This window comes from Amycolatopsis mongoliensis, assembly GCF_030285665.1.
In the GTDB taxonomy this organism is placed as follows: domain Bacteria; phylum Actinomycetota; class Actinomycetes; order Mycobacteriales; family Pseudonocardiaceae; genus Amycolatopsis; species Amycolatopsis mongoliensis.
On sequence record NZ_CP127295.1, the window covers coordinates 4898028 to 4923607 of the forward strand.

General features: G+C 71.5%; 28 protein-coding genes and 1 pseudogene. 13 read left to right on the top strand and 16 right to left on the bottom strand.

Annotation, left to right across the window (positions count from 1 at the left end; all coding sequences use genetic code 11):
- Positions 1–5: 5 nt before the first annotated feature.
- Positions 6–1085 (bottom strand): helix-turn-helix domain-containing protein, encoded by a 1080-nt coding sequence (locus QRX60_RS23955; protein ID WP_286003011.1) that lies wholly within the window; start codon positions 1083–1085, stop codon positions 6–8.
- A 196-nt stretch (positions 1086–1281) separates the two neighbouring features.
- Between QRX60_RS23955 and QRX60_RS23960 the strand changes: the two genes are divergently transcribed.
- Positions 1282–1914: a nucleotidyl cyclase domain-containing protein gene (locus QRX60_RS23960; protein ID WP_286003012.1), complete on the top strand. Its 633-nt coding sequence runs from the start codon at positions 1282–1284 to the stop codon at positions 1912–1914.
- Between the two features lie 12 nt (positions 1915–1926).
- Here the strand turns inward: QRX60_RS23960 and QRX60_RS23965 are convergent, their stop codons facing one another.
- Positions 1927–3081: an MFS transporter gene (locus QRX60_RS23965; RefSeq protein ID WP_286003013.1), complete on the bottom strand. Its 1155-nt coding sequence runs from the start codon at positions 3079–3081 to the stop codon at positions 1927–1929.
- Between the two features lie 47 nt (positions 3082–3128).
- Between QRX60_RS23965 and pdxR the strand changes: the two genes are divergently transcribed.
- On the top strand, positions 3129–4541 hold the full coding sequence (pdxR, locus tag QRX60_RS23970) for a MocR-like pyridoxine biosynthesis transcription factor PdxR (RefSeq protein ID WP_286003014.1): 1413 nt from the start codon (positions 3129–3131) through the stop codon (positions 4539–4541).
- Here pdxR and QRX60_RS23975 read toward each other — a convergent pair.
- Together QRX60_RS23975 and QRX60_RS23980 are read right to left on the bottom strand one after the other, a co-directional pair.
- Entirely contained in the window at positions 4527–5153 is a 627-nt protein-coding gene (locus QRX60_RS23975; protein ID WP_286003015.1) for a VOC family protein, read from the bottom strand. The two genes, pdxR and QRX60_RS23975, sit on opposite strands and share 15 nt — an antisense overlap.
- Before the next feature lie 69 nt (positions 5154–5222).
- Complete coding sequence (locus tag QRX60_RS23980) at positions 5223–5684, bottom strand: phage tail protein (protein ID WP_286003016.1); 462 nt, start codon at positions 5682–5684, stop codon at positions 5223–5225.
- Positions 5685–5831: 147 nt separating this feature from the next.
- Between QRX60_RS23980 and QRX60_RS23985 the strand changes: the two genes are divergently transcribed.
- The 5 genes from QRX60_RS23985 (at position 5832) to QRX60_RS24005 (ending at position 8559) form a co-directional block, all read left to right on the top strand.
- Positions 5832–6590 carry an MBL fold metallo-hydrolase gene (locus QRX60_RS23985; protein WP_286003017.1) on the top strand — a complete coding sequence of 253 codons (759 nt, stop codon included), beginning with the start codon at positions 5832–5834 and terminating at the stop codon, positions 6588–6590.
- A gap of 7 nt (positions 6591–6597) precedes the next feature.
- Positions 6598–7101, top strand: coding sequence for a YcxB family protein (locus QRX60_RS23990; RefSeq protein ID WP_286003018.1), 504 nt, complete (start codon positions 6598–6600; stop codon positions 7099–7101).
- Between the two features lie 24 nt (positions 7102–7125).
- A complete protein-coding gene (locus tag QRX60_RS23995; protein ID WP_286003019.1) occupies positions 7126–7302 on the top strand; it encodes a hypothetical protein in 177 nt (58 codons plus the stop codon).
- Positions 7286–7489, top strand: a complete 204-nt coding sequence (locus QRX60_RS24000; protein ID WP_286003020.1) for a hypothetical protein — start codon at positions 7286–7288, stop codon at positions 7487–7489. Before QRX60_RS23995 ends, QRX60_RS24000 begins: the two co-directional genes overlap by 17 nt.
- Before the next feature lie 110 nt (positions 7490–7599).
- Positions 7600–8559, top strand: a complete 960-nt coding sequence (locus QRX60_RS24005; RefSeq protein ID WP_286003021.1) for a hypothetical protein — start codon at positions 7600–7602, stop codon at positions 8557–8559.
- Between the two features lie 38 nt (positions 8560–8597).
- Here the strand turns inward: QRX60_RS24005 and QRX60_RS24010 are convergent, their stop codons facing one another.
- Positions 8598–9542: an NADP-dependent oxidoreductase gene (locus QRX60_RS24010; RefSeq protein ID WP_286003022.1), complete on the bottom strand. Its 945-nt coding sequence runs from the start codon at positions 9540–9542 to the stop codon at positions 8598–8600.
- A gap of 170 nt (positions 9543–9712) precedes the next feature.
- The gene (locus QRX60_RS24015; protein ID WP_286003023.1) at positions 9713–10582 is read right to left on the bottom strand and encodes a helix-turn-helix domain-containing protein; all 870 of its coding nucleotides are present in this window, start codon (positions 10580–10582) and stop codon (positions 9713–9715) included.
- 73 nt (positions 10583–10655) lie between these two features.
- Here QRX60_RS24015 and QRX60_RS24020 point away from each other — a divergent pair, with 73 nt between their 5' ends.
- Positions 10656–11159, top strand: a complete 504-nt coding sequence (locus QRX60_RS24020) for a MarR family winged helix-turn-helix transcriptional regulator (RefSeq protein ID WP_286003024.1) — start codon at positions 10656–10658, stop codon at positions 11157–11159.
- A 33-nt stretch (positions 11160–11192) separates the two neighbouring features.
- On the opposite strand, the gene QRX60_RS24025 is transcribed toward QRX60_RS24020, so the two are convergent.
- From QRX60_RS24025 to QRX60_RS24035, 3 genes are read right to left on the bottom strand one after another with little or no spacing between them, the layout of a single operon-like run.
- The gene (locus QRX60_RS24025) at positions 11193–11858 is read right to left on the bottom strand and encodes a dienelactone hydrolase family protein (protein WP_286003025.1); all 666 of its coding nucleotides are present in this window, start codon (positions 11856–11858) and stop codon (positions 11193–11195) included.
- Positions 11855–12319 carry an arginase family protein gene (locus tag QRX60_RS24030; RefSeq protein WP_286003026.1) on the bottom strand — a complete coding sequence of 155 codons (465 nt, stop codon included), beginning with the start codon at positions 12317–12319 and terminating at the stop codon, positions 11855–11857. The genes QRX60_RS24025 and QRX60_RS24030 overlap by 4 nt, the downstream gene beginning before the upstream one ends.
- Entirely contained in the window at positions 12292–12729 is a 438-nt protein-coding gene (locus QRX60_RS24035) for an arginase family protein (protein ID WP_286003027.1), read from the bottom strand. Before QRX60_RS24035 ends, QRX60_RS24030 begins: the two co-directional genes overlap by 28 nt.
- Before the next feature lie 78 nt (positions 12730–12807).
- Here QRX60_RS24035 and QRX60_RS24040 point away from each other — a divergent pair, with 78 nt between their 5' ends.
- Entirely contained in the window at positions 12808–14160 is a 1353-nt protein-coding gene (locus QRX60_RS24040) for a TrpB-like pyridoxal phosphate-dependent enzyme (protein WP_286003028.1), read from the top strand.
- A 106-nt stretch (positions 14161–14266) separates the two neighbouring features.
- On the opposite strand, the gene QRX60_RS24045 is transcribed toward QRX60_RS24040, so the two are convergent.
- Positions 14267–15541 (bottom strand): GGDEF domain-containing protein, encoded by a 1275-nt coding sequence (locus tag QRX60_RS24045; protein WP_286003029.1) that lies wholly within the window; start codon positions 15539–15541, stop codon positions 14267–14269.
- A 208-nt stretch (positions 15542–15749) separates the two neighbouring features.
- Here QRX60_RS24045 and QRX60_RS24050 point away from each other — a divergent pair, with 208 nt between their 5' ends.
- On the top strand, positions 15750–16007 hold the full coding sequence (locus tag QRX60_RS24050; protein ID WP_286003030.1) for a hypothetical protein: 258 nt from the start codon (positions 15750–15752) through the stop codon (positions 16005–16007).
- A 33-nt stretch (positions 16008–16040) separates the two neighbouring features.
- Here QRX60_RS24050 and QRX60_RS24055 read toward each other — a convergent pair whose 3' ends face one another.
- The 3 genes from QRX60_RS24055 to araD all read right to left on the bottom strand — a co-directional run bounded on the left by QRX60_RS24055 (position 16041) and on the right by araD (position 21050).
- Positions 16041–17240 carry an MFS transporter gene (locus QRX60_RS24055; RefSeq protein WP_286003031.1) on the bottom strand — a complete coding sequence of 400 codons (1200 nt, stop codon included), beginning with the start codon at positions 17238–17240 and terminating at the stop codon, positions 16041–16043.
- A 51-nt stretch (positions 17241–17291) separates the two neighbouring features.
- Entirely contained in the window at positions 17292–19091 is a 1800-nt protein-coding gene (locus QRX60_RS24060; RefSeq protein WP_286003032.1) for a VanW family protein, read from the bottom strand.
- Positions 19092–19337: 246 nt separating this feature from the next.
- Positions 19338–21050 (bottom strand): L-arabinonate dehydratase, encoded by a 1713-nt coding sequence (gene araD / locus QRX60_RS24065; protein ID WP_286003033.1) that lies wholly within the window; start codon positions 21048–21050, stop codon positions 19338–19340.
- 76 nt (positions 21051–21126) lie between these two features.
- On the opposite strand from araD, the gene QRX60_RS24070 reads away from it, so the two are divergent.
- From QRX60_RS24070 to QRX60_RS24080, 3 genes and pseudogenes are all read left to right on the top strand, one after another.
- Positions 21127–21780, top strand: a complete 654-nt coding sequence (locus tag QRX60_RS24070; RefSeq protein ID WP_286003034.1) for a GntR family transcriptional regulator — start codon at positions 21127–21129, stop codon at positions 21778–21780.
- The gene (locus QRX60_RS24075; protein ID WP_286003035.1) at positions 21777–22280 is read left to right on the top strand and encodes a metallophosphoesterase family protein; all 504 of its coding nucleotides are present in this window, start codon (positions 21777–21779) and stop codon (positions 22278–22280) included. The genes QRX60_RS24070 and QRX60_RS24075 overlap by 4 nt, the downstream gene beginning before the upstream one ends.
- A gap of 9 nt (positions 22281–22289) precedes the next feature.
- Positions 22290–23275, top strand: a pseudogene (locus QRX60_RS24080) (PHP domain-containing protein).
- Here the strand turns inward: QRX60_RS24080 and QRX60_RS24085 are convergent.
- The 3 genes from QRX60_RS24085 to QRX60_RS24095 form a co-directional block, all read right to left on the bottom strand.
- On the bottom strand, positions 23265–23822 hold the full coding sequence (locus tag QRX60_RS24085) for a L,D-transpeptidase family protein (protein WP_286003036.1): 558 nt from the start codon (positions 23820–23822) through the stop codon (positions 23265–23267). The pseudogene QRX60_RS24080 and the gene QRX60_RS24085 sit on opposite strands and share 11 nt — an antisense overlap.
- Positions 23822–24667: a chitosanase gene (locus QRX60_RS24090; RefSeq protein ID WP_286003037.1), complete on the bottom strand. Its 846-nt coding sequence runs from the start codon at positions 24665–24667 to the stop codon at positions 23822–23824. The genes QRX60_RS24085 and QRX60_RS24090 overlap by 1 nt, the downstream gene beginning before the upstream one ends.
- Positions 24668–24933: 266 nt before the next feature.
- Complete coding sequence (locus QRX60_RS24095; protein ID WP_286003038.1) at positions 24934–25524, bottom strand: TetR/AcrR family transcriptional regulator; 591 nt, start codon at positions 25522–25524, stop codon at positions 24934–24936.
- Positions 25525–25580 lie beyond the last annotated feature (56 nt).

A 25580-nucleotide genomic window follows, 5' to 3' on the forward strand; every position in this document is an offset into this window, starting at 1 on the left:
GCAGATCACTCCGGCCGCATCCATTCGTAGAGCCGTTGCCCGGGATCGGTGAGGTCCGGCGGCGCCACCATCCGGTCGATGACGACCGCTCGTGCGACAAACCCGAAATGCAGGTTGGCACCGACCTTGCGGCGCAGGTACGCCTGGTTCGCCGGCCCGAGCACCGGATCGGTCAGGCACCGGGCGGCGGCGAGGGTGCCGCGGGCGTACATGCCCGCGCAAATCGTGATGGTGCGCAGCCGGTCGACCGGGTTGACACCGCGGAAGAACAAGATCACGTCTTCGTGGAGGATGCGCGACCCGTATTCGTCGCCGAGCACGGGGCTGAACCGCTGCGTCCCTTCCCCGTCGACGACCTCCAGGCCGAGCCAATCCGTTTCCGGGAGGCGCGGCGACATCTTCACGGGCAGGTGCAGGGTGGAGAACATGTCGCGGGTCAGCATGTTGAAATCCGACCCGCCGATCACCACCAGGTGACTGGAGTAGTCCGCGGGCTGCAGATCGCTCGTCGTCGCGAACTTCACGTCGTGGTCCGGATTCAGGGCACGGATGTGGCCGAACAGGTGGATCAGCGCGTCCGGATCGGCGTAGGTCAGCAAGTCGACGTAGTCGGGATCCCGCGGGTCGCTGGCCGTGAAATTGCTGCCCATCGATGCCGGGATCCGGCCGCAGGTGATCACCACCGGCTCACCCGGCGGGAACCGCCAGATGTCGGGGGGCTCCCCGTCCGCCGGATCGACGACGACGTCCGCGAGCTCGGCCGCCCGCCCGCCGACCACCCTTTCCCACGCGCTCGTCCACACCACCCGGTCCCCGTCGGGAACCCCGAACGCGGCCAGCAGGGCCAAGAGCAGGTCCCGGCGCGGCGGCCGCCGGCCGGCCAGGACGCCGGCCACCGTGGAGCGGGGCAAGGCGTGCCCGCGTTTCCCGCTGAGCCGCTCGATATCGCGCAGTGACGGATTCCCGGCGCGCACCCGGCATTGCCGGAGCAATTCGGCCAGTTGGGTGATCGTCGTGACACTGGACGGGTCAAGATCACCGAATGGCCCGGGTCGGGGAAGAGGCATCTCGACATCGTGTCCCACGTCGGCCGGTTTTGTCTCACATTGTCTCACCCCACCGTGCCCGGGTGGCCTCTCGGAAACAAACGGAATCCGGGGACCTCGGCTTTCTCCGGTGTCCCGGAGCGAGTTCGTCTTCGTGTGTCCGCGGACGTGGTGCGGAAACTGCTCGCGACTGTTCAATCGTCCCAGGGACATCGGCTCTGCCGAGGGGATGGACATGCTTCACGAAGATCAGCTCGTCTACGGACTCGTCGTCGCGGTGGACGTCGAAGGATTCTCGAGAATGGGGATCCTCGACCAGGCCGCGGTCCTGCTCCGGCTGAAGGAGGTTCTCGAACGCGCTTCCGAACAGGCGGGGCTCGTCCGCGCCGCATGGCTCCGGCAACCTCGGGGGGACGGTGAGCTGGCGGTGCTGCCCGCCGATTCCGACGTTTCCCGCGTCGTCGCGGACTTCGTCCACGAGGTGGCTGAAGAACTCGGACAGGGCGGCGGTCCGCGGTTGCGGCTGCGGATTTCGATGCACCACGGAGCCCTGACCGCGGGGGTCTTCGGCCCCATCGGGGACACCCTCGTCGTCGCCTGCCGGTTGCTCGACGCGGAATCCGTGCGGGAAACACTGGCCCGGCACCCGGGCGAAAACGTCGTGGTGGTCGTCTCGCAGCGTTTGTACGAAGACGTCGTCGCCACGCGGTTTCGCGGTCTTCGGCCCGATCGGTTCCGGCCGGTGGCCGAACGAATCAAAGGCCGGATCTACCGCGGGTACGTCTGCGTGGGCAGCCCCAAGTCCGAGGCGCCGGACGAGGCCGTCCCGGTCGGCCACGGCACGCTCGTCGAACTCCCGAGAAGGTGACGGGCGCCCCGGTCAGGGCCGCCGGTCGCGGCGGACCAGGGCGAGCGCCGGGACGATCACCGCGGCGGCGAGGGCGAACGTCGCCGGGTAGCCCACCGCGCCGATGACCAGCCCGGCGCCGAGCGCGCCCGCGGCCATGCCGAGGTCGTAGGCGGCGTTCCAGATCGCGCTCACCGCGCTCTCGCCGCCGGCCGGGACGCGGGCGTACATCAGCGTCAGTGTCGCGTTCTGCAGCGCGCCGAACCCGGCGCCCAGCACGACCGCCCCGCCGATCACCAGGGCCGGGGTGCCGGTGGCCGCGACGGCCGCCATGCCCGCGGCGGCCAGCACCACGCCCGGCACCAGCAGGAGCCCCGGACCGTGGCGGTCGCCGATCCGGCCGGCGACCCAGCGGGCCGCGGTGGCCGCCGCGGGCTGGGCGAGCAACGCGCTCGCGGCGACCCAGGCGGGCTGGTCCGAAGCGGCCAGCGGGAGGAAGGTGACCAGGACGCCGACCGCGGCGGCCGGCACCGCGAAGATCGTCGCCGGGCGGGTCAGCGCCGGGTTGCGCAGGCCCGCGAGCACGCCGTGGCCGCCGTCTTCCGGCGGAACCGCGGCGTGGCGCGGCAGGCCGGGCACCGAGAGCAGCGCGAGCAGGGTGGCCACCGTCGTCGCCACGAACACCGGGGTGAAGCCCCAGTGCGCCGCCGCCCACACGCCGGCCGGCAGCGCCAGCAGACCCGGGATCCCGCCGACGATCCCGACCAGCGCGAGGCCCTCGCCGCGCCGGTCCGCGGGGATCAGGAGGGCCGTGACGGCGCCGCCGGCCACGACCGCGATCGCGAACCCGATCCCGCGCACCACGCTCACTTCGACGATCACCCAGACGGTCGAGCCGACCGTGAGGAGCAGCGTCGGCGCGCCGAGCAGGACCAGCCCGGTGGCCAGCGCCCACCGGTAGCCGACCCGGGCGACCAGCCGCGGCGTCACCAGCTCGGCGGCCACGGTGGCGAGCAGCAGCGCGACCGTCGCCAGCCCGGCGCCGCTGTCGGACCCGGCCTGCTTCGCGAACAGCGGCACCACCGAAAGCGGCAGGTAGAAGCCGATCGACGAACCGAAGATCGAGACGAAGCGCACGAGCAGGGCGCGGGACACCAACGTCGGCCGGATGTGCAGGTCAGTGGTCATGTCCAGGACGTTAGAAGCGAACTGGGTCACCGGTAAGGTCCAGTTCCATGGCTGTGGAGTGGGCCGGTTTGGGTCCGGAGCTACTGGTCACGATCGACCGCGAGAGCGGCGCGGGCCTCCGTTCGCAGCTGGAGGACCAGCTGCGCGACGCGATCCGCGGCGGTCGCCTGGCGGGCGGGGAGCGGCTGCCGTCGTCGCGCGAGCTCGGCCGCGCCCTCGGCCTGTCGCGCGGGCTGGTGCAGGACTGCTACGCCCAGCTGCAGGCCGAGGGCTACCTGACCAGCCGTCCGGGATCGGCGACGCGCGTGGCGCCGGTGGTCCGGCCGGCCGGACCACCCGAGGCGAGGACGCCGGAGCGGCCCCGGTACGAGGTCGCGGACTTCCGCCACGGCGTCCCCGACCTGCGCCTCGCCCCGCGCGAGGACTGGGCGTGGGCCGTGCGCGAAGCCTGCCGCACCGCGCCGAACAGCGCCTTCGACTACGGCGACCCGATCGGCGACCGGCGGCTGCGGGAGGTGCTCGCGGCGTACCTGCGGCGGGTGCGGGCGGTCGCGGCGACGGCCGACCAGGTCGTCGTCTGCAGCGGGATGGCCCAGGCACTCGGCCTGGTGCTGCGCGCGCTCGCCGCCGGCGGCATCGGCACCATCGCCGTCGAGGACCCCGGCATGGTCCGGTCGACGACCGAGCAGGCCGACGTCGCCGGCCTGGCCACCGTGCCCGTCCCGGTCGACGACCACGGCGTGGACGTCGCCGCGCTCGACCGCAGCGGCGCGCGGGCCGTGCTCGTGACCCCGGCCCACCAGTGGCCGACCGGCGTGGTGCTCGCCGGGCACCGCCGTCAGGAGCTGCTGGCGTGGGCGCGGCGGCACGACGGCGTCGTCATCGAGGACGACTACGACGCCGAATTCCGCTACGACCGCGACCCGGTCGGCTCGGTGCAGGGGCTCGACCCCGACCGCGTGGTGTCGCTGGGCACGGTCAGCAAGTCGCTGGCGCCGGCGCTGCGCCTGGGCTGGCTGGTCGCGCCGGCGCGGCTGCTCGCCGCGGTGGCGCACGGCAAGCGCGTCACCGACCGCGGGAGCCCGGGCCTCGACCAGCTGGCGCTGGCCCTGCTCATCGAGTCCGGGCGCTACGACCGCCACCTGCGCCGCGCCCGCGCCGAGTACGCGGCCCGGCGCGAGACGCTCGTCGCGGCGCTGGCCACCCACGCGCCGGGCCTTCGCGTCACCGGGCTGGCCGCCGGGTTCCACGCCGTCCTGCACCTGCCCCCGGGCGCCGACGAGGAGCAGGTGATCTCCCGCGCGGCTGAGCGGGGGGTCGGGCTGTACGGCCTCGCGCGGCTGCACAGCACGCCGTCCGCGACGGCCCCGCGGCTCGTCCTCGGCTTCGGCGACACGTCGCGGCACTCGATCGAAGCGGGGATCGCCGCCGTCGCGGATCTCCTGTCAGGCGTCGAGTGACTGGGTCGTGGCGACTTCCCACGCGAACCCGTCCGGGTCGGTGAACGGCGCGGCGGCGTTGACGGCGATCCGGTGCGCGCCAGTGCCTTCGGGGGCGACGCCGGCGTCCTTGGCGAGCGCCTTGCGCCGGTAGAGCGCGAGCTTGACGGGGTTCGAGCCGGCGTCGAACTCGACGTACATGCGGCCGAAGCTCTTCCCGACGGTGAAGCCGTGTTCGGTGTAGAACTTCTTGCTGGCGACGATGTCCTGGACACCGAGCAGGAGCACGACGGCGTCGAACTCGCGGGTGGCGGGGCCGGTGTTCTTCTTCGCGGAGGTGGCGACCTTCCAGATGGCGCCGTCGGGTGCCTGGACGACGCCGCCGTAGCCCCACAAGGACTTCGCGGCCGGCTTGAGCGTGGTGGCCCCGGCTTCGACGGCGGTGCCGAGGAGCGAGTCGACGTCGGCGGGCTGGGCGACGGTGAGCGAGAGGGTGTAGCCGCGGAAGCCGGAGGAAGGCTGCTGCTTCTCGCGGAAGCGGAGCTGGGTGGTGATCCCGAAGGCGGCGGCGTAGAAGCGTTCGGCGGCCGCGGTGTCGGCCACCTCGAGGGTGATGGAGTCGATGTTCGTCATGCCGGTAACGCTAGGTCCGGGGCGATGACCAGCGCTTCTCGATTCCTGATCGGTTCGCGCGAGGACGGGTCAGTACTCGTTCTTGATGACGAAGTAGGAGCCGCGGATGGTTCCGGCCAGCTTCGACTTCTGCCGGGCGAACTTGAACGAGGCGAGCTCCTCGGGGACCTCCATCCCGTCGGAGAGCTTGAACCCGACGGCCCGTTTCCCGGAGTCGTCGATCGCGTACATCACGTTGACCGACAGGCCGTTTTCGTAGAAGACGTAGGCCATCCGGATGTTCTCGACCTCGAACTCGGTCGCTTCGAGCGGGCCGGAGGAGATGACGATGCCGCGTTCCTCCTCGAGGATCCGGCTCACCCGGTCGACGGTCGACGCGGCGTCGCTCGCGGGCTCGACCGTGAAGACGTGGTCGTACTTGTTCTTGAAGTACCGGGCCTCGTTCGCCCGCAGGCCGGCGAGTGCGTCGGCGACCGGCGACGACTCCAAGCCGGTGGTCGACACGGTGGCGAAGTCCACGGCGTAGGGCATGGCGGATTCCTCCGGGGGTCGGGCTCAGCGGACGCGCTGGTAGCGAAGGTAGACGACCCGCGAGCCCACGGTCCAGGCCAGGCCCGCCAGGCGCGCGGTGCCGGCCGGAAGCTCGCTCCGGACGCGGGCACCTGACAAAGTGGACCGATGCTGAAGCAGGTGGCCGACGGGGTCTGGGTCCGGCAGAGCGAATGGGTCTGGAGCAACGCCGTCGTGGTGCGCGGGGAGGCCGGGGTGATCCTGGTCGATCCCGGCATCGGCGGCGCCGATCTGGACCAGCTCGCCGAGGACGTGGACCGGCTCGGCCTTCCGGTGGTCGCCGGGTTCTCCACCCACCCCCACTGGGACCACCTGCTCTGGCATTCCCGGTTCGGCGACGTGCCGCGCTACGCCACCGCCGCCGGCGCGAAGGTTGCCGGTGAAGCCCGGGAGCGGGCGCAGGCGATGGCGGCGGAAAGCGCGTCGGGCATCCCGCTCGAGCTGATCGGGCTCCTCACCCCACTGCCCGCGGACGGGAGCCCGGTGCCGGGCGAGATCGTCGAGCACGAGGCGCACGCCATCGGTCACGCCGCGCTCCTGCTCGCGGACCGCGGCGTCCTGCTCGCCGGCGACATGCTTTCCGACGTCCTGATCCCGCTTCTCGACCCGCGCCGCCCCGGTCAGGTGAGCGCCTACGAGACGGCACTCGACCGGCTGGGCGAGGCGGCCCGGACCGTCGATGTCCTGGTTCCCGGCCACGGCGCCGTGGCCGAGGGGCCCGAAGTGGCGGCCCGTCTCGCCGCCGATCGTGCCTACATCGACGCGCTGCGGCGAGGAACCGAACCGGACGACGTGCGTCTCGCCCAAGACTGGCTTTCCGGTCCCCACCAGTCGAACCTGAAACAGGCGGCGGCACCCGAACTATGATGCGCCGATGCAGATCTCCATGGCGGTCCCCTACGACGAGGAACGCCTGCGGCGCACCATCCGGTTCATTCTCCGCCCGCAGCTGAAGACCATCCGCGTCCTGGGTGGCGTGCTGGCCGTCCTCGGCATCGCGCTGGTGGCACTGGATCCCGCGGACCCGATGTCCTACGGAGTGGTGGTCCTCGGCCTGCTGTTCGCGACGGCGATCGCACCGATCACCCTGGCCCGCTCGATGCGGCTGCAGTCCCCCGTCATCAAGGACGGATGCCGGATAACCCTGGACGACGAGTGGGTCACGGTCGCCTACCCCCTCGCCGAATCGCGGTTCCGGTGGGCCGGTCTCGACCGCGTCATCGAGACCCCCGAGGTCTGGTACGTCATGTTCAGCAAGATCCAGGCGGCCACGATCCCGAAGGAGCCGATGACGGGGGAGCAGCGGAGGGAGTTCGCCGCGTTCGTCGACCGGTTGCCGGCGGTGGGTGGCCGTTCCCCGTCCCGGAACCGTCGTTGACACCAGCCGAAGGAACGGGCACGGATGCCGCGTCTGATCGCCGTCGTCGACCACACCGTCGAAGTGGAGTACGGCCAGTTCGTGCTTCAAGAGATCCCCATGGCCCGCAACGCGCTCACACTGCCGGTCCCCGCCGGATCCTGGATCGCCATGGGGCGGCGAGCCCGGACGGTGGAACCACGCCGTGAACCTGACCTGTGACCTCGCGGCCGAAGCCCGGCTCCAGACCGTCACTGCCGCTCCGGGCAACCACACGCTGCCCCTCCCGCACCCCGGCGCTCACCAGGCACGCGTGCACGTCGGCAACCAGGACCACACCGCCGAGCTGGGCGAAGGCAGTTTCGAGGCCGGCGTCGAACACTGGCTCATCCAGCTCTGGCCCGCCTGACGCCTCCCGAGCAGGCTCTGATTGCGGGCGAAGAGGACGTTGACGACGCGGCGTGCAGCGTGGTGAGCTGCGAGGCGACCGATCAGCTGCCTGGGGCGATGAGCCGAGCCATGACTGATACCGCGTGCTTCGTGCAGTTTCCCCATCCCGGCGCCGAACATCGCTTCGCCGGCGACGAGATGCCCTGGAACGTCGGCCGTCACGGACGGAAGTTCTTGGTCGCGCCCGGGCAGTACGTCGATGGCGACGATCAGCGTCGCGAGGGCGAGATGGTGTTCTGGGCTGAGTGGGAGCCGCCTTCCCGGGTCGAACGTCGTTGGCCGGACGAGGACGACTTGCCACGGGCGTTGCACCGGCCGTACTGGACGCGGCCGCCGCGATCGTGGCCGCGGCAGAACACCGACCCATGGGTGTTCGGCGAGCGGATGATCTACAGCAACTGCAAACAGACTGCCGGTACACCGCGACGCCGCACCGCGATGCAATCCTTGCCGCTCGGCTCATTGATCTGTTTCGGGTCCACCCGCCACGACCGGTTCCGCGTCGACACCGTGTTCGTCGTTGCCGGCGCACAGCCGTGGACGCCCGGCCGGACGGAGGGTCTGAACGTCGACGAGGCCTTCATCGTCTGCACCGCCCAATCGCTGACTCCCACGGCCGTCAACGCCGGCCGGGCCGGCTGCAACCCGGTATGCCCGCCTGACATCGAGCTGCAGCTGACGTTCTACCGCGGGGCGACGATCGACAACCCGGTACACGGCATGTACAGCTTCGTGCCGGCCCGGCCGATCGGCCACCCGCAACTCCGGTTCCAACGGGCCGCCGTGTACATGCCGGGACTGATCAACCCTGCCGTCGTGATGAACCCCTGGGGCGCCCGCCGACCGCTACGAATAGCGGACGTGCACGAAGCCTGGATGTCGCTACGCAACCAGGTCTTCGGCCAAGACCTGGTACTCGCGACTTATCTGGCCACCCCGCCGAGCGTTTCCGCAAACGAGTCGATCGCGGCCACGCCCCGCACCTCGTGCCGATCACGAGACAGCGGAGGCCGGGATCGGCTCCCGTGAAGGCGCGCCGGGCCCGGCCTTTCCGGTCGGGGACGGTGTCAGACCGTGGCCGGGACGACGATGACCTTGCCGTGCACCTCGCCCTTGGCCGCGCGGGCGTGCAGTGACGGCAGCTCGGGCAGCGGTACCCGCTCGGCGACCTCGACGCGCAGCTCGCCGCCGTCGACCAGGGCCACCAGCTTGGCCAGCTGTTCGGCGTCGCTGCGGACGAACACGTCGATGCCGCGTACGCCGCGCTCCTCGTCGGCGGGCGCGGGCATCCACACCGTCGTGTTCACCACGACCCCGCCCGGCCGGACCAGGGTGACCAGGGCGGCCAGCTCCGCCGGATCGACCGGTGCCAGGTTGAGCACGACGTCGACCTGCTCGGTCACCGCCGCGGTCACGCCGGTGGTGGTGTGGTCGACGACCTCGTCGGCGCCGGCCGATTTGACCGCGTCGCCGCTGCGGGGGCTCGCCGTGGCGATCACGTGGGCTCCGGCCCCCTTGGCCAGCTGGACCGCGTACCCGCCGACCGCGCCCCCGGCGCCGTTGATCAGCACGCGCTGCCCGGACCGCAGCCGGCCGTGGTCGAACAGCGCCTGCCACGCGGTCAGCCCCACCAGCGGCAGCGCGGCGGCGTCGGCCAGCGGGACGTTCTTGGGGGCGGGCGTGAGGACCGCGGCCGGCGCGAGGACGTACTCCGCGGCGGCGCCGTCGCCGTCCATCGGCAGGAAGCCGATGACCTCGTCGCCGATCTCGATGCCGTCCACGCCCTCGCCCAGCGCGTCGACCGTGCCGGCGACGTCGATGCCGGGGGTGTGGGGCAGCTCCACCGGGATGGGGCCGCGCATGAAGCCGCCGCGGATGTTGCCGTCGACGGAGTTGAACGACGTCGCGGCGACGCGGATCCGGACCTGCCCGGCTCCGGGAACCGGCTGCTCCGCGTCCTCGTAGCGCAGGACGCCGGGGTCGCCGTACTCGTGGAAACGCACTGCCTTCATCGGAGCTCTCGCCTTCGCTGAGATCAATTTGCTTCGAGTTCGAAGCAACTGCGGATCACGCTACTACTGCTTCGAACTCGAAGCAAGTGGTGTCGGTCACTGAGGGCGAGAGGGCACGCCGAAGGGTCCCTTGATCCACATGGACCTCAGGATCGTGGCAACGGGCCCGGTCAGCCTGGGCCGGTTTGGCCCACCCTGACCACGGCCGGCCCGCCCGAAGCGCGGACGACCTCGCCGAGCCGGGCCGCGTCGGCCGAGTCCGGTGCCGCGGTGAGGACCACCGCCATCAGGTCGTCGCCGGGAACCCCGAGCAGCGTGCCGTCGAGGGCGATGTCGCCCCCGTCCGGATGGCGGAACACGGCACGGTTCTCGTAGGCGGAGACCGTTTTCGGGGTGCGCCAGAGGGTGTCGAACGAGCGGCTGGTGTTCCGCAGGTCGTCGACGAGCTCGGCGAGCGACGCGTCCGCCGGGTAGCGCAGGGACGTGTCGCGCAGCCGGGCGGCGAGCACGGCCCGGAAGCCGGCCTGGTGCTCCTCGGTCCGGTCGATCTCCCCGCGTGCGTTGCAGAACGTGCGCCACGCGACGTTCCAGTCCCGGGCGGTCCCGGTCGCCGTCCCGCCTCCCAGCGCCAGCCACGCGCCGTTGACGGCGATGACGTTCCACGCCGCGTCGGTCAGGAACGCGGGGGTGTCGTCGAACCGCTCCAGGAGCCGGATCGCCGCCGCCCCGGCTTCGCGCGGCACCTGCCCGTCCACCGCGGCGTAGCCGGCGAGTGCGCAGAGCCGCTCGTAGTCGGCCCGGCCGACCCGCAACGCGCGGGCGATGGCGGTCACCACACCGGCCGACGGATGACGTCGCCCCTGCTCCAGCCGCCGGATGTAGTCCGCGGACACCCCGGCCAGCTCGGCGAGCTCCTCCCGGCGCAGTCCGCGGACCCGCCGCCCGGTGCTCCGCGGTCCGCCGGCCGGCAGCCCGGCGGTGGCGGGGTCGGTGTGTTCGCGCAACCAGCGGACCGCGGTGCCCAGATCGGACAGGGACATGGCGCCAGTGTGCACCAGTGGAGGTACCCGCTTTCCCTGAACCTCTTCGAATTCAAAGCAGTAAGCTGCGGCCATGTCCGACGTGCCACCGTCGCTCGACCCCGTGCAGCTCGGCGCCTACTTCGACCTCATCGAGGTGACCAGCCTGCTCCGGCACGCGGTCGAGCAGCAGCTGCGCGAGGCCGGTGATCTCAGCTACGTGCAGTTCCAGCTGCTGGCCCGGCTCGGCGACTCGCCGTCGGGCAGCCACCGCATGACCGACCTGGCCGACGGCGTCGTCTACAGCCGCAGCGGCCTGACCTACCAGGCGGGCCTGCTGGAGAAAGCGGGCCTGGTGGTGCGCACCCCGTCCCCGGACGACGAGCGGAGCACCACGGTCACCATCACCGACGCCGGGCGCGCGCGGCTCGCCGACGTGCTGCCCGGGCACATCGAGGTGGTCGGCGGCCTGCTCTTCGCGCCGCTCTCCCGCGAGGACGTCGAGACCCTCGCCGGCCTGCTGGCGCCGGTGCGGGACCACATGCGCTCGACGCCCCCTCGGTCCGCGGCGCCCCGCCGCCGCGCGAAGGGTGAGTGAAGCCTCGATCCCGGGGACCGGGGTTGCGCGCCTTCAGGCCGGCAGGGTCCGCCGCAGGAAAGCCGTCGTCAGGTCCCACGCTCGCGCCGCCGCCTCCGGGTGGTGGAACATCGGGGCCACGTTGTTGTGGAACGCGTGCCCCGCCTCCTCCTGCACGTGGATCTCGGCGCCGGGGTGCGCGGCCACCGCCGCTTCGACCGAAGCCACGTCCGAGCGCGGGATGTAGGGGTCCTGGCCGCCGAAGTGGAACTGGATGGGGCACGTGATCTTCGGCAGCTCCGCCAGCTGGGACGCCACCGTCGAGCCGTAGAACGACACCGCGACGTCCGGGTCGCCCGCGGCCGCCGCCGCGTACGCCAGGGAGCCGCCCAGGCAGAAGCCGAGCACGCCGACCCCGCTCACCTCCGGCATCGAACGCAGGTGTGCGACCGCTTCCAGGACGTCCGCGAGCCCCAGTTCCGGGTCGAACGAGGACGCGACCGCCATCGAGGCCGCGACGCCTGCTTCGTCGTGCGTGGACGACCAGCCCGGTGCCGTGCGCCAGAACAGTTCCGGGACCACCACCACGTACCCCAGCGCGGCCAGGTCCGCGGCCACCGACCGGAGGTAGTCGTCCAGGCCGAAGATCTCCTGGATCAGGACCAGGCCCGGGCCGCGCCCGGCCGGGGGCAGCCACCGGGGGAGGGGGAGAGCGCTCATCGCGAGAACGTCCTTTCCAGCAGATCGGCGACCGGGGCTGCCTGGTGGCCGTCCGGATCGAGGTCGGGGTCGCGGTCGAACACCGTCAGTTCGAAGCCGGCGGCTCCGGGCAACGCCAGGAGACCGCGCACGAGCGAAACCAGCGCGGCCGGGGAAAGGCCGCCGGGATCGGGACTGTCCACAGCGGACACATACGCCGGGTCCAGGACGTCGATGTCCACGTGGACCCAGAATCCGTCGAGGCCGGCGAAAGCCGACGCCGCCCGTTCGAGAGCCCCGGTGACGCCGGAGGCGGTCATCTCCTCCGAGGTGACGTGAGCGATTCCCGCGGCCGTCAGCTCCGCCGACCGGACGCCCAGCACCAGTGCGTCGGCGTCCCGGACGTACGGCCGCGGGCCGTCGATGTCGGCCAGGTCGGCGGCGCCCCGGCCGGTCATGATCGCCAGGTCCTCGCCCGCCACGGCCCCGATGTGGTCGGCGATGCCCAGGTGGTGGAAGTCGTCGTGACCGTCCAGGTACGCGATGCGAAACGGCCCTCGCGGCGCAGCGCCGGCATCGCGCCCAGCGAGATCGAGCAGTCGCCGCCCAGGACCACCGGGAAGCCGCCCGACGCGCGGATCGCCGCCGGCCGGGACGCCAATGCCCGCGTGTACGCCGCGATCGCGGCCGAGTTGCGCACGCCGTCCCCCGGGCGCCAGGTGCCGACGTAGCGCCCCGGCGTCACGACACCGCCGTCCGACGCGCCGAGCCGGTGCAGGACGCCGAGGTCGCGCAGGACGCCGGGCGTCTTGTAGCAGCCCGGCACCGCGTCCTCGGCCGGCGGCCGCAGCCCCAGGTTCGACGGCGCGTCGAGCAGGACGAGATTCCCCATCCGGCCACCGTAGCGACCATGACTGGCTTCGGCGCCGAACCCGTCCTAAGTTGAGTCATCGCCGACCGAGGAGACGCGATGGCCGAACGCACCAAGTACATCCTGGACGAAGACGATCTCCCGACCCAGTGGTACAACGTCATCCCCGACCTGCCCGAGCCGCCACCGCCGCCGCTGCACCCCGGCACCCGGGAGCCCGTCGGCCCGGACGACCTGGCTCCGCTCTTCCCGCAGGCGCTCATCGCCCAGGAAGTGACGACTGATCGCTATGTCGACATTCCGGAGGAGGTGCGGGAGGTCTACCGGCTCTGGCGGCCGTCGCCGCTGTTCCGGGCGCGCCGGCTGGAGAAGGTGCTCGGCACGCCGGCGCGGATCTACTACAAGTACGAAGGCGTCAGCCCGGTCGGCTCGCACAAGCCGAACACCGCCGTGCCGCAGGCGTTCTACAACGCGCAGGAGGGCGTCACCAGGCTGACCACCGAGACCGGCGCCGGCCAGTGGGGGAGCGCGCTCGCGTTCGCCTGCGCCCAGTACGGGCTCGAATGCGAGGTCTGGCAGGTGCGGGCCTCCTACGACCAGAAGCCCTACCGCAGGCTGATGATGGAGACGTTCGGCGCGACGGTGCACCCCAGCCCGTCCGAGCTGACCGCGTCCGGCAAGGCCATCCTCGCCGAGCACCCCGACTCCACCGGCAGCCTCGGCATCGCGATCAGCGAGGCCGTCGAGCAGGCGGCGCAGGACCCGGACACGCGGTACGCGCTGGGCAGCGTGCTCAACCACGTGCTGCTGCACCAGACGATCATCGGCGAGGAGGCGCTGAAGCAGTTCGAACTGGCCGGCGACACCCCGGACGTGCTGGTCGGCTGCACCGGCGGCGGTTCGAACTTCGGCGGGCTCGCGTTCCCGTTCCTGCGGGAGAAACTGGCCGGCCGGATGGACCCGGTGATCCGCGCGGTCGAGCCGGCCGCGTGCCCGTCGCTGACGCGCGGGCAGTACGCCTACGACTTCGGGGACACCGCCGGGCTGACGCCGCTGCTCAAGATGCACACGCTCGGCCACGGCTTCATCCCGGACCCGATCCACGCGGGTGGCCTGCGCTACCACGGGATGTCGCCGCTGATCTCCCACATCTACGAGCTGGGCCTGATCGAGGCGATCGCGATCGGGCAGCAGGAGTGCTTCGCGGCGGGCGTGCGGTTCGCCCGGTCGGAAGGGATCATCCCGGCGCCCGAGCCGACGCACGCTCTGGCGGCGTGCATCCGGGAAGCGTTGCGGTGCAAGGAGACCGGCGAGGAGAAGGTGATCCTGACGGCCCTGTGCGGCCACGCCCACCTGGATCTGCCCGCGTACGGCGCGTACCTGGCGGGGGACATGGTGGACAACGAGCTGTCCGCGGCCACCCTCGACGCGTCGCTGGCCAGACTCCCGTAGCGCCCGGCTCGAGCGCCCCAATGTGGCGTTCGGTGCGTGGGACGCACCGAACGCCACATTGGGTGCGTGGGACGCAACCAACGCCACATTGGGGCGCTTCGGGCGGTCAGAGGACGTCGGGGATTTCCGGGCGGGAAAGCTCGGTGCGGGTGCCCGCCAGCACGACCCGGTCACGGCCGGCCGCCTTCGCCGCGAACACCGCGTCGTCCGCGGCCTGCAGCAGGATCGTGTACTCCGTCGCCGTTTCCGGGTACACCGCCGCACCGATGGACGCCGTCAGGCCGTCGATCACCTCGGGCTTGCCCGGGCGGATCACCGGGACCGGCACCTCGATCCGGGCGATCGCCGCGCGGATGCGGTCCGCGATGGACACGATCTCCGCGCTCGTCGCGCCCGGGAGCAGCACCACGAACTCGTCGCCGCCGAAGCGGCCGACGTAGTCGCCGCTGCGCACGCACCCCTGGATCGCCGCCGCGATCGCGCGCAGGACCTCGTCGCCCGCCAGGTGGCCGTTGCCGTCGTCGATGGCCTTGAAGTGGTCGAGGTCGATCATCAGCACGCCCGCGGTCGACGACAGCTCGGCGGCGCGGGCCAGTTCGTTGCGCGCCAGCTGGACCCAGAACTCCGGGGCGAGCAGCGCGGTCTTGGAGTCCGTGCGCGCGGCGGCCTGGAACTGCGGCAGCAGCAGGCCGATGTGCAGCGCCACCGGCGTCACCATGAGCACCGGCAGCAGCCACGGCCGGACCGTCATCACCAGCGCGATCCCGCAGCCGACGCCGACCGCGGCCAGCACGATCAGCACGTCCGACGGGTTGCCGAACGCCTGCCGCGGCGGCTTGCCCGGATTGCTCATCACGATCGCGAGGATCACCAGCACGTAGTTGAGTCCGAAGTAGACGATCCCGGACAGCAGCAGCTCGGTCATCCCGCCGAACCCGTCCAGGTACGGCACGTACGGCGCCACGTGCCCGGTGCCGGCGGACAGCACGAAGCCGGCCGCGGTGCACGCCAGGATCACGGTCGCGGCGGAGAACACCTTCCGGTGCACCACGCCGCGTCGCTTGTAGACACGGACCCACGAATGGGCGTAGCTGACCGCGATCACCAGCGTGGCCAACGGCGGCGGCAGCAGGAGGAGGCCGGCGAAGATCCAGATCGACTGCAGGTGCATGTGCGGCCGGCCGTCGGCGGCGAGCTCGCGGATCCGCTCGATGCGTTGCGCCGCTTCGAGGTGCACGATCTCGCCGGCCAGGATGAGGCCGCACCAAAGCAGCGACTGGGTGGTGACCGGCACGAGCGCGGCCGTGGCGACGACCGCGACCAAGGCCAGCGCGTCGACGACGAGGACGTAGCCGAGCACCGGAGTGGCCAGCTTCCACATCGCCCACGCACGGATACCCGATCGTGGACGTTCTGAGCTGGGCTTTCGCCCTTGGGACCCGGACAATCCCACGAAACGCCCTTCTGCTCAGGACGGAACTCTTCGCAGAAATCGTCACTGTAATCGAATGAACGCGGTGTGTCACTAGGCTGGTCGGGCTACCGTCCGGTCACGCACCGTGCAAGATCCCTCACGAACAGGAGAAATCATGTCGCACTTCCTGCCCAACGCCAACCTCGTCCCGTCCCGGCGTCGCGCGCAGCGGCCGACCGACTGGACCCGCCAGCTCCCCACCGACTGGACCCGGTCGATCCCGACGGACTGGACCCCGCGGCAGCTCCCGACCGACTGGACCGCGCGCGAACTGCCCACCGACTGGACCGTCCGCCGGTTGCCGACCGACTGGACCCGTCCCGGCCTCTCGTCACCGCTGCCGCAGTGCCCCACCGACTGGACGCGGTCCTGACCGGTGCCCGGTGACCGGCACTTTCCTCGCCGGTCACCGGGGTTCCGGTTGCGCACGCCGCCACAACGTCGCCGCGCCGAGGGCGGCCACGACACCGATCGCCCCGGCTCCGGCGACGACGGCGTGCGGCGCCACCCGTTCGGCCGCGACGCCGGCCAGCACCACGCCCAGCCCCTGCGACACCCGCAACGCCGTGAGCGCGAAGCCGAACGCCTGCGCGCGCTGGGCGTCCGGGGTCAGCTGGACGAACGTCGTGTTGGCGATGAGATTGTACGAACTGGCCACTCCGGACAGCGTCAGCAGCGCCAGGGTGGCCCCGAGAGCCGGCCGCAGTGCGCACCCCAGCAACGCCGCGCACGCCAGCACCGCCAACGGCCCGAGCAGCCGGCCCCGCCGATCGGGCGGAACCCGCGACAACGCCGCCATCCCGAGCACGTTGCCGAGCGCGTACGCCCCGAGCAGCAGCCCGACCACCACCGCGCCGCCGCCCAGTTCGGCCGCGTACGGCGCCGCGATCGCCTCGCCCGCGATGTAGGTCCCCGACACGCACCCCAGCGCGACCAGCGCGAGCCGGCGCCGGTCGCCGGTCACCACCGTCCAGCCCGCCCGCACGTGCCGCCACCAGCGGACGCCCGAAGACTCCCGCGGCGGCCGGGACCGGACCCCGGCGACCAGGAACAGCGCCGACGCCGCGAAGCTGGCCGCGTCCGCGAGGAGGGCGCCGCCGGTGCCGACGGCCGCGACGAGCAGCCCGCCGAGGGCGAACCCGGCGACCTGGCCCGCCTGCACGAGCATCATCAGCAGGCCCATCCCGGGCACGAAACTCTCACCCGGCAGGACCTGCGGCAGCAGCGCCGCGCGCGCGGAGTTCCACATCGGATTGACCAGCTGGACGCCGATCAGCAGCGCCGCGACCGCAGGCAGCGGGAGTCCCGGCCAGGCCATCACGGCGACCGCCAGCGCGCGCAGGACGTCGGACAGGACCATCACCGCGCGCGGCGGGTGCCGGTCGGCGAGCCCGGACAGCAGCGGCCCGCCCACGAGGTCCGGCAGGAACGTCAGCGCGTACGTCAGCGCCGCCCAGCCGGGCGAGTTCGTCCGGTCGTACACCAGGATCGACAGTGCGACCCTGGCCAGCTGGTCACCGGTGACCGAGACGAGCTGGGCGGAGAACAGCGCCCGGAATTCGGCCACCGCGAGGACGTCCCGGAACCCTGCCGCGCGCACCGCCATGGATACCCACGGTACCTCCGCGGACGCGTTGCGTGAACGGCCGTTAGGAGGTCATTGACCTTCGCCGCACGTGATCTTCGGCTGCGGGTTGTAGCGGACGTTGCGGGTCGAGCGGCTGACCTCGCGGCCGGACGCGACGTCCTTGAGCACCCGGGTGTCGCTGGTGGTGAACCCCGGCGCGCCGTTGGACGCGTGGCAGTTCTCCGCCGGGCCCGGCTTGGTCGGCGGGTCGGTCGGGTTCGAGCGGCCGCCCGGGATCGACTCGACGGTGTAGCGCTTGGTGCCCCACAGCTTCACGGTGATCGACGACGGCGTCCAGATCGTCTGGATCGCGATGCCGGACGGCGAGTCGTTCGTGAATTTGATGTCGATGACGCTGGCGCCGTTGGGGTTCTGGAACACCGTCGCCTCGCGCGCGGCGGGGTAGCGGCTGATGTAATAGCTGTGCTCCTTGTGTCCCGCGTCCTTCATGCCCGCGAAGTACGACGCGTTGTACAGCGTCGTCGCGAACTGCGAGATGCCGCCGCCGACTTCGCGCGCCGGGGCGCCGTTCTCGATGACGCCCGCCTCGACGTAGCCCTGCGGCTTGCCGCGCGGGCCGGTGAACCCGTTGAGGCTGAAGGTTTCCCCGGGCTTGACGATGGCGCCGTTCACCTTCTGCGCGACGACGCGGATGTTGGTGCCGGAGTCGGCCGCGAAGCCGCCGGTGGTGAACTCGCCGACGACCTCCTTGACGCCCAGCTGGTTCGCCTGCTCGGTGGTCACCTTCGCCGGGCTGTCCTTGTAGACCGCGGCCACCTCGCGGCCGTCGGTCTTCTTGAGGACGTCGGGCAGCGGCTTGAGGCTCGGGTCCCAGTCGATGGTCCGGCCGTCGGTGGACGGGTCGACCGACGGCTTGCCGCCCTCGAAGACGATGGTCGCCTCCTTGCCCTCCTTCTCGGTGGACTTCAGCTGCGGGCCGGCGGCTTCGGCGATCTTGCCGTTGTCGATCTTCGGCGTCAGCCCGCCGCCGTCGGCGGGCTCGAAGCTCAGCGCCGCGGCGATCGCGTCCGGTTTCACGGTGGCGTTCTTGCCGTCGCCCTTGACCACCAGCGGGCCCGAGACGGCGGGGCGCGCGAACTGCTCGAGCGCGGCCAGGACGCCTTCGGGGGTGGTGCGGACCGGGGTGCTGGTGACCGGCAGGGAGAGGGTCTCCCCGCGCGCCCACTGCTCGACGACGGCGGCCTTCGCGGCCTCGACGTCGAGCTTCTGCCCGGGCTTCGGCGCGACGGCGACCGGGTTGGTGCCTTCGAACTTCACGGTGCCTTCGGCGGGCTCGCGGTCGACCTGCCCGCGGAGGCTGTCGAGGGCGGCGGCGAGCTTCGCGTCGTCGGCGTGGCTGACCACGCCGACCTCGCGGCTGGAGAACAGCGACGCGAGCCGGGTGAACGGGTTCAGCGGCTGCTCGCCGGCCTGGTCGAGGGTCTGCGGCCAGTCGAGCTTCAGCCCGGCGACGGTCGGCGACAGGGAGCCCTGGACGTCGCCCGCGGTCACGGCGAGGGGGCGCGTCAGCCGCGGCTCGATCTGCCCGCGCAGCTCCTGCTCGGCGGCCTGGCGGTCCATACCGCCGACGTCGACCCCGGCGACGGTCACGCCGCGCGGGACGCTGCCCTGGCTGACCAGGATGTCGATGCCGTAGACCGCGACGAGCACGGCGAAGACGCCACCGGCGATCAAGCCGGTCTTGCGCAGGTTGATCCGCTGCGCGAGCTTCTTGACCGGCGAGGGATCCGGCTCCGGTTCGGGCCGGACGACCGGCAGGACGTCCGTCTGCTCACCGTGTGACTCGGGCCAGCGCGGTTCGTACGGCAACTCTCCACCCCTTCAACGCGGCACCGGAGCGCGCCGGTGACGACGCCAGCGTACGGGGCACCCGGACAAGCCGTACGACTCGCCCTAACGGGGGATGAACCGGTCACGGAACGATCAACCGGGACAACCCAACGTGCGCCGGGCTCGGGGTTCGCGCCCCAAGGTGGCCTTGGTTGCGTTCAACGCACCGAAGGCCGCCTTGGGTGCGCTGAACGCACCGAAGGCCACCTTGGGGCGCTTGGTCCCTCAGCGGGCGTCGGGTTCGGGGTTCGTGCCCGCGCGGGCCAGGAAATCGAAGTCGCAGCCCTCGTCCGCCTGCGTGATGTGTTCGCTGTAGAGCGCGCCGTAACCGCGCTCGAACCGCGGCGGCGGCGCCACCCACGAAGCACGGCGCCGCGCCAGCTCCTCATCGGACACGTCCAGGCGCAACGTCCGGGAAGGAACGTCGAGGGTGATCAGGTCGCCGTCGCGGACCAGGGCCAGCGGTCCGCCGACGTGCGACTCCGGGGCCACGTGCAGCACGCACGCGCCGTAGCTCGTGCCGCTCATCCGCGCGTCGGAGATCCGGACCATGTCGCGGACGCCCTGCTCGAGCAGGTGCGCCGGGATCGGCAGCATCCCGTACTCGGGCATGCCCGGGCCGCCGAGCGGGCCGGAGCCGCGCAGCACCAGCACCGAGTCCGCGGTGATCGACGGGTCGTCGATCCGTTTCTTGAGGTCCGGGTAGTCCTCGAACACCACGGCCGGCCCGGTGTGGGTGAGCAGGCGCGGTTCGGCGGCGATGTGCTTGATCACCGCGCCCGAGGGCGCCAGGTTGCCGTGCAGCACGGCGACCCCGCCCTCGGCGGCCACCGGGTTGTCCCGCGGCCGGATGACGTCGTCGTCGTGCACCGCCGCGGTTTCGAGGTTCTCGCCGAGGGTGCGGCCGGTGACGGTGGGCCGCTCGGTGTGCAGCAGGTCGGTCAGCCGCGACAGCAGCCCGGGCAGCCCGCCCGCGTAGTAGAAGTCCTCCATCAGCCAGTCGCCGCCCGGGCGGATGTTCGCCAGCACCGGCACGCGCCGCGCGAGCGCGTCGAAGTCCGCCAGCGAAACCGGGATCCCGCTGCGCCCGGCCATCGCGATCAGGTGGATCACGGCGTTGGTCGACCCACCCAGCGCCAGCACGGTGGTGATCGCGTCCGAATAGGCCCGCTTGTCCAAGACCTGCGTGATCGTCAGGTCCTCCCAGACCATGCCGACGATCCGCGCGCCGCTCGCCGCGGCCATCCGGTGGTGGGCCGAGTCGACGGCCGGGATCGACGCCGCGCCCGGCAGGGTCATGCCGAGCACCTCGGCGGCCGAGGTCATCGTCGACGCCGTCCCCATCGTCATGCAGTGCCCGGGTGAGCGGGCGAGGCCGCGCTCCAGTTCGGACATCTCGGCGTCGCCGATCAGCCCCGCGCGCTTGTCGTCCCAGTACTTCCACATGTCGGTGCCGCTGCCGAGGACCTCGTTGCGCCAGTGCCCGCGCAGCATCGGCCCGGCGGGGACGAAGATCGCGGGCAGCCCGGCGCTCGCCGCGCCCATCAGCAGCGCCGGCGTGGTCTTGTCGCAGCCGCCCATCAGGACGGCGCCGTCGATCGGGTAGGACCGCAGGATCTCCTCGGTCTCCATGGCGAGGAGGTTGCGGTAGAGCATCGGCGTCGGCTTCTGGTACGTCTCGGACAGTGTCGCCACCGGGAACTCCAGCGGGAAGCCGCCGGCCTGCCAGACGCCGCGCTTGACCTGCTCGGCGCGTTCGCGCAGGTGCATGTGACAGGGGTTGATGTCCGACCAGGTGTTGAGGATGCCGATGACCGGCTTGCCGAGGTGCTCTTCCGGGTTGTAGCCGAGCTGGCGGCTGCGGGCGCGGTGGCTGAAGGTGCGCAGCTCGTCGCCGCCGAACCAGCGGTGGCTGCGGAGCTCCTCGGGTGCTTTCATACGATCCAGTATGGCATCTGATATATGATCTCGCGGGCCTGGTTGAATGGGTTCCGACACGAGCGAGGAGCGCATCATGACCGGGACGTTCAGCCTGCCAGCCTCCCGGACCGAGGTGGTCCTGGAGGAGATCCGCCGCGGCATCCTCACCCGGGAACTGGTCCCCGGCCAGCCGCTCGTCGAGGCGGAGCTGGCCGCGCGGCTCGGCGTGTCGAAGACCCCGGTGCGCGAGGCGCTCAAGGTGCTCTCCAACTCGGGCCTGGTGACGTTCAGCCCGTACAAGGGCGCGTCGGTGGTCACGGTCGACGCCGAGCTCGCGAAGTCCGTCTACGACGTGCGGATGGTCCTGGAGCCGGAAGCCGTCCGGCGGACCGTCGAGCAGCGCGACACCGCGTTGCTCGACGACGCGGCGGAGGCGCTCAAGGAGGCGTCGACGGCCATCGCGGACAAGGACCAGGTCGCGCTGAGCCTGCTGAACCGCCGGTTCCACCGCGCCCTCTACCGCGGCTGCGGCAACCCCCTGCTGGTATCGATCCTGGACGACCTCAAGGATCGCGCGGCGCTCATCAGCGTCGTCGGCTGGGAAGCCAACCCCAGCTGGAAGAAGGAGTGGAACGAGCACAAGGCGGTGCTCGCGGCGGCGAAGAAGGGGGACGCCGAGGGTGCGGCCGCGCTGCTGCGCGACCACATCGGCGGGTTCCTGGAGCGGGTCCTCAAGGCCATCGGATGAGGCTGCTGCTCATCTCGGACACCCACCTGCCGGCCCGCGCCCGCGCGCTGCCGGAGCAGGTGTGGGACGAGGTGGCGGCGGCGGACGTCGTCGTGCACGCCGGCGACTGGGTGGAGGCCGGCCTGCTGGACGAGCTGGCAGCCCGCAGCAAGCGGCTGATCGGCGTCCACGGCAACAACGACGGCGCGGACCTGCGGGCGCGGCTGCCGGAGATCGCCCGGGCGGACCTCGGCGGCGTGCGCCTGGCCGTGATCCACGAAACCGGCGCCAAGCAGGGCCGCGAGCAGCGGTGCGACGCGCAGTTCCCGGACACCGACGTGCTGGTCTTCGGGCACAGCCACATCCCGTGGGACACGACGACTCCGGCGGGCCTGCGGCTGCTCAACCCGGGGTCGCCGACCGACCGCCGCCGCCAGCCGTTCTGCACCTACCAGACCGCTGTCGTCGAAGGCGGCGCGCTGACGGACGTCGAGCTGCACGAACTGCCCCGGAGGGGGTAGACAGGTCGCATGGATCCGGCATGGGCCTTGCGGGAGATCGCGTTCCAGCTCGAACGCGCGGGAGAGCCGAGCTACCGCGTCCGCGCGTTCAGGAACGCGGCCGCGACCGTCGACAAGACCGGCGCCGAGCAGCTGGCGCAGATGGCCGGGAACGGCACGCTCACGTCACTGCCCGGCATCGGGAAGGCCACCGCCGGCGTCATCGAGGACGCGCTGGCCGGGCGGGACCCGGCGTACCGGGAGAAGATCGTCGAGAAGCAGCTGCCGGACGGCGAGCCGCTGCGGTCGGCGTTGCGCGGTGACTGCCACACGCACTCCGACTGGTCGGACGGCGGCAGCCCGATCGGCGAGATGGCCGTCGCCGGGCGGGACCTGGGGCACGAGTGGATGGTGCTGACCGACCACTCGCCGCGGCTGACCGTCGCGAACGGGCTCTCGCCGGACCGGCTGCGGACGCAGATGCAGATCGTCGCCAAGGCCAACGAGCTGATGGCGCCGTTTCGGCTCCTGCAGGGCATCGAGGTCGACATCCTCGACGACGGTTCGCTCGACCAGGAAGAAGACCTGCTGGGGAGCTGGACTTCGTCGTCGCGAGCGTGCACTCGAAGCTGCGGATGCCGGCCCGCGACATGACCCGGCGGATGCTCGCCGCGGTCCGCAACCCGCACGTCCGGGTGCTGGGGCACTGCACCGGACGGCTGGTCGTCGGGAAGGGCCGTCCGCAGTCGGAGTTCGACGCCGAGGCGGTGTTCACCGCGTGCCGCGAGAACGGTGTCGCGGTGGAGATCAACTCGCGCCCGGAACGGCTCGACCCGCCGATGAAGCTGCTGCGCCTGGCCGCGGAGATCGGCTGCGAGTTCGCCGTCGACAGCGACGCGCACGCGCCGGGCCAGCTCGACTGGCAGGGCTACGGCTGCGAGCGCGCGATCAAGGCGGGGATCGGGCCGGAGCGGATCATCAACACCCGCACGGCGGAGGCGCTGCTCAGCCGCTGATCTCGAGGACGGGGTGCTTCGCCGGATCGAGCCAGCGCAGCAGGACTTCGAGGTCGGGCTTCGGGATCGCGACGCAGCCCGCGGTCGGCCGGCCGTCGGTGACGTGCAGGAAGAACGCCGAGCCGGCGCCCGGGACCACGGGATCGCGGTTGTAGTCGATGACGACGGCGTGGGCGTAGGCCGGTCCCGCCGCGCCGAGGTTCTCGCCGGCGGCCTCATCGAACGGGCAGGTGCCGGGAGCGCCGGAGAAATGCGTGTTGTACCAAGGGGAAGCGACGTCGGAAACCCACCAGTCGGCCGTGGTGACCAGGCGGTACGGCAGCCGGGTTTCCGCCGGCTCGGTGCCGAATGCTTCGGTCAGTGGCCACGTGCCGGCGGGGGTGTGCGAGGTCGACTCACTGGCCCGGCCGACGCCGTCGCGTCCGATCCGCGCGGGAACCGGGCCGAGCACGCGGATCCGGTCGTTCCCGGTGCCTTCCCAGGCCGTCAGGACGGCAGTGGCCGCCGGCGCTTCGTCCGCGACGACGGCCACCACCTGCTGCGTCATCAGTTGATGGTGTAGGAGTCCCCGTAGACCTTCCACTTCAGCGGGGTGTGCAGGTCGAAGTTGCCCGCGTTGAGGAACACCAGCTGCTCGGTGTCGACGCGGGAGGTGTCGGCGTGCGCCTCCTCCTGCTTCATGATGACCTTGCGGGCGTCGAAGAACGCCTTGAGGTAGGTCGTCTCGTTGCCGCCCTGGGCCGGCGTCTTCGCCTTCTGCATCGCGGCCTTGCGGATGCCGCCGAAGCTGTCGGAGCTGTCGCCGGGACCGTGCATGACGATGGCGTCGTAGTAGGCGAACTGGCCGAGGTTGCTCAGGCCGTCCGACTTGCCCTGGCTCACCGCGGGGTTGAAGTACACGCGGTCGCGTTCGTTGTTCTGCGCGGTCTGGAACTCGGTCGTCGCCGCGGCCTGCTTCCACGCGCTCTCGAACGCCGAGCCGAGCCCGCTGTGCGAATCGGTGCCGTTCACCTTGCGCAGCGCGGGGAGGTACTTCGCGAGCGGGTTGTTCGGGACCGAGTTCGTGTACGCCTCGACGAGCTCGAGCATGTCTCCGGTGCCGGAGCAGAACCCGATGATGCCGGCGGTGTAGCCGCGGCCGTCACCGATGTCCTCGATGTACTTGTACTGCGCCTTCCAGTCCAGCGAGGAGTTTTCCGCGCTGGAGACCAGCTTCATCGCGATCTCCTTCTTCGCCGGGGCGGAGAGGTCGCCGACGGCGAGGGCGGACGCGCTGGTCGCGGCCAGGGGGGCGGGTGCTGCCGTGGAGAGCGCGGGGGTGGTGATCACGAGGGCGGCGACGGAGGCCGCGCCGAGCGCGCCGATGAGGACCGGCCGCAACTTCTTGCTCATGGGGAAAACCCTTTCCGCGGGGTCGGCCGTGGGGAGCACGGCTTTTTTCGGGCATAGCGCACGAGGCCCGGAATTCGGCGGCCTTTCGGACGTCGCCTTCGGGGCTTCGGGTGGTGCTGCGGCGTAGCGCCACGGTAGCGAAGGGTGAGGTGCTTCACAAGAGGCGGAAGATGTTCACGTTCCTGAACAGCGCGTTTCCGTCCTCAGTGGACTCGGAATCGGCAATTAGGTAAATCCGGGAAGGGAAAGCAGACGATTTCGCGGGTTCAGCGGATCCCGGCGAACAGGCGGATGACGTCCGGCAGGACGGTGACCGGGATCGTCGGGTCGATCGCCCGCTGGACGCCGAGGCCGATGCCGAGGCTGAGCAACGCCGTCGCGGCGTCGTCGGCCGACATCGGGAGCGTGATGCCGAACCGCTCGGCGTACCCGCCGAGCAGGCCGGCGATCGTGTCGCGGATCGCCTTGTCCCGCGCGGCCAGCTCGGCGCGCACGTGCGGGTTGCGCCGGGCGTTCGTGGCGAACTCGACCTCCAGGGCGGTCCACGCTTCGTCGCCGATGCTGCGCTCGGCCCAGGTCTGGAACGCGGCGAGCAGCCCGTCCACGCCGTCGGCGCCGACCAGTGCCCCGGCGACCAGCGCGACCTGCTCGTCGTGGATCCGGTCGAGCACCGCGAGGCAGAGCTCGTCCTTGTTGCGGAAGTTCGAGTACACCGCGCCCTTCGAGTACCCGGCCTCGTCCGCGACCTTCTCCAGCGAGGTCAGGGAGTAGCCGTCGCGCAGGAAGAGCAGCTTGGCGGTCTCGATCAGCTGCTCGCGGGTGCGCGCCTGGCTTTCCGCGCGGGTGAGTCGGGCCATGGGCCCACTCTAGCGAGGCCCGGAATCGGGGTACCGATGGTATTGAGATACTGCTA

Bases quoted from the DNA above. Each gene is read 5' to 3' on its own strand.
- QRX60_RS23990 (WP_286003018.1), top strand. From the start codon at position 6,598: ATGCAGATCTCCATGGCGGTCCCCTACGACGAGGAACGCCTGCGGCGC.
- QRX60_RS24095 (WP_286003038.1), bottom strand. From the start codon at position 25,524: ATGGCCCGACTCACCCGCGCGGAAAGCCAGGCGCGCACCCGCGAGCAG.
- QRX60_RS24020 (WP_286003024.1), top strand. From the start codon at position 10,656: ATGTCCGACGTGCCACCGTCGCTCGACCCCGTGCAGCTCGGCGCCTAC.
- QRX60_RS23985 (WP_286003017.1), top strand. From the start codon at position 5,832: ATGCTGAAGCAGGTGGCCGACGGGGTCTGGGTCCGGCAGAGCGAATGG.
- araD (WP_286003033.1), bottom strand. From the start codon at position 21,050: ATGAAAGCACCCGAGGAGCTCCGCAGCCACCGCTGGTTCGGCGGCGAC.
- QRX60_RS23960 (WP_286003012.1), top strand. From the start codon at position 1,282: ATGCTTCACGAAGATCAGCTCGTCTACGGACTCGTCGTCGCGGTGGAC.
- QRX60_RS23980 (WP_286003016.1), bottom strand. From the start codon at position 5,684: ATGCCCTACGCCGTGGACTTCGCCACCGTGTCGACCACCGGCTTGGAG.
- QRX60_RS23975 (WP_286003015.1), bottom strand. From the start codon at position 5,153: ATGACGAACATCGACTCCATCACCCTCGAGGTGGCCGACACCGCGGCC.
- QRX60_RS24070 (WP_286003034.1), top strand. From the start codon at position 21,127: ATGACCGGGACGTTCAGCCTGCCAGCCTCCCGGACCGAGGTGGTCCTG.
- QRX60_RS24015 (WP_286003023.1), bottom strand. From the start codon at position 10,582: ATGTCCCTGTCCGATCTGGGCACCGCGGTCCGCTGGTTGCGCGAACAC.
- QRX60_RS24045 (WP_286003029.1), bottom strand. From the start codon at position 15,541: ATGTGGAAGCTGGCCACTCCGGTGCTCGGCTACGTCCTCGTCGTCGAC.
- QRX60_RS24005 (WP_286003021.1), top strand. From the start codon at position 7,600: ATGACTGATACCGCGTGCTTCGTGCAGTTTCCCCATCCCGGCGCCGAA.
- QRX60_RS24040 (WP_286003028.1), top strand. From the start codon at position 12,808: ATGGCCGAACGCACCAAGTACATCCTGGACGAAGACGATCTCCCGACC.
- QRX60_RS24035 (WP_286003027.1), bottom strand. From the start codon at position 12,729: ATGGGGAATCTCGTCCTGCTCGACGCGCCGTCGAACCTGGGGCTGCGG.
- QRX60_RS24010 (WP_286003022.1), bottom strand. From the start codon at position 9,542: ATGAAGGCAGTGCGTTTCCACGAGTACGGCGACCCCGGCGTCCTGCGC.
- QRX60_RS24085 (WP_286003036.1), bottom strand. From the start codon at position 23,822: ATGACGCAGCAGGTGGTGGCCGTCGTCGCGGACGAAGCGCCGGCGGCC.
- QRX60_RS24055 (WP_286003031.1), bottom strand. From the start codon at position 17,240: ATGGCGGTGCGCGCGGCAGGGTTCCGGGACGTCCTCGCGGTGGCCGAA.
- pdxR (WP_286003014.1), top strand. From the start codon at position 3,129: ATGGCTGTGGAGTGGGCCGGTTTGGGTCCGGAGCTACTGGTCACGATC.
- QRX60_RS24025 (WP_286003025.1), bottom strand. From the start codon at position 11,858: ATGAGCGCTCTCCCCCTCCCCCGGTGGCTGCCCCCGGCCGGGCGCGGC.
- QRX60_RS23965 (WP_286003013.1), bottom strand. From the start codon at position 3,081: ATGACCACTGACCTGCACATCCGGCCGACGTTGGTGTCCCGCGCCCTG.
- QRX60_RS24050 (WP_286003030.1), top strand. From the start codon at position 15,750: ATGTCGCACTTCCTGCCCAACGCCAACCTCGTCCCGTCCCGGCGTCGC.
- QRX60_RS24075 (WP_286003035.1), top strand. From the start codon at position 21,777: ATGAGGCTGCTGCTCATCTCGGACACCCACCTGCCGGCCCGCGCCCGC.
- QRX60_RS24090 (WP_286003037.1), bottom strand. From the start codon at position 24,667: ATGAGCAAGAAGTTGCGGCCGGTCCTCATCGGCGCGCTCGGCGCGGCC.
- QRX60_RS23995 (WP_286003019.1), top strand. From the start codon at position 7,126: ATGCCGCGTCTGATCGCCGTCGTCGACCACACCGTCGAAGTGGAGTAC.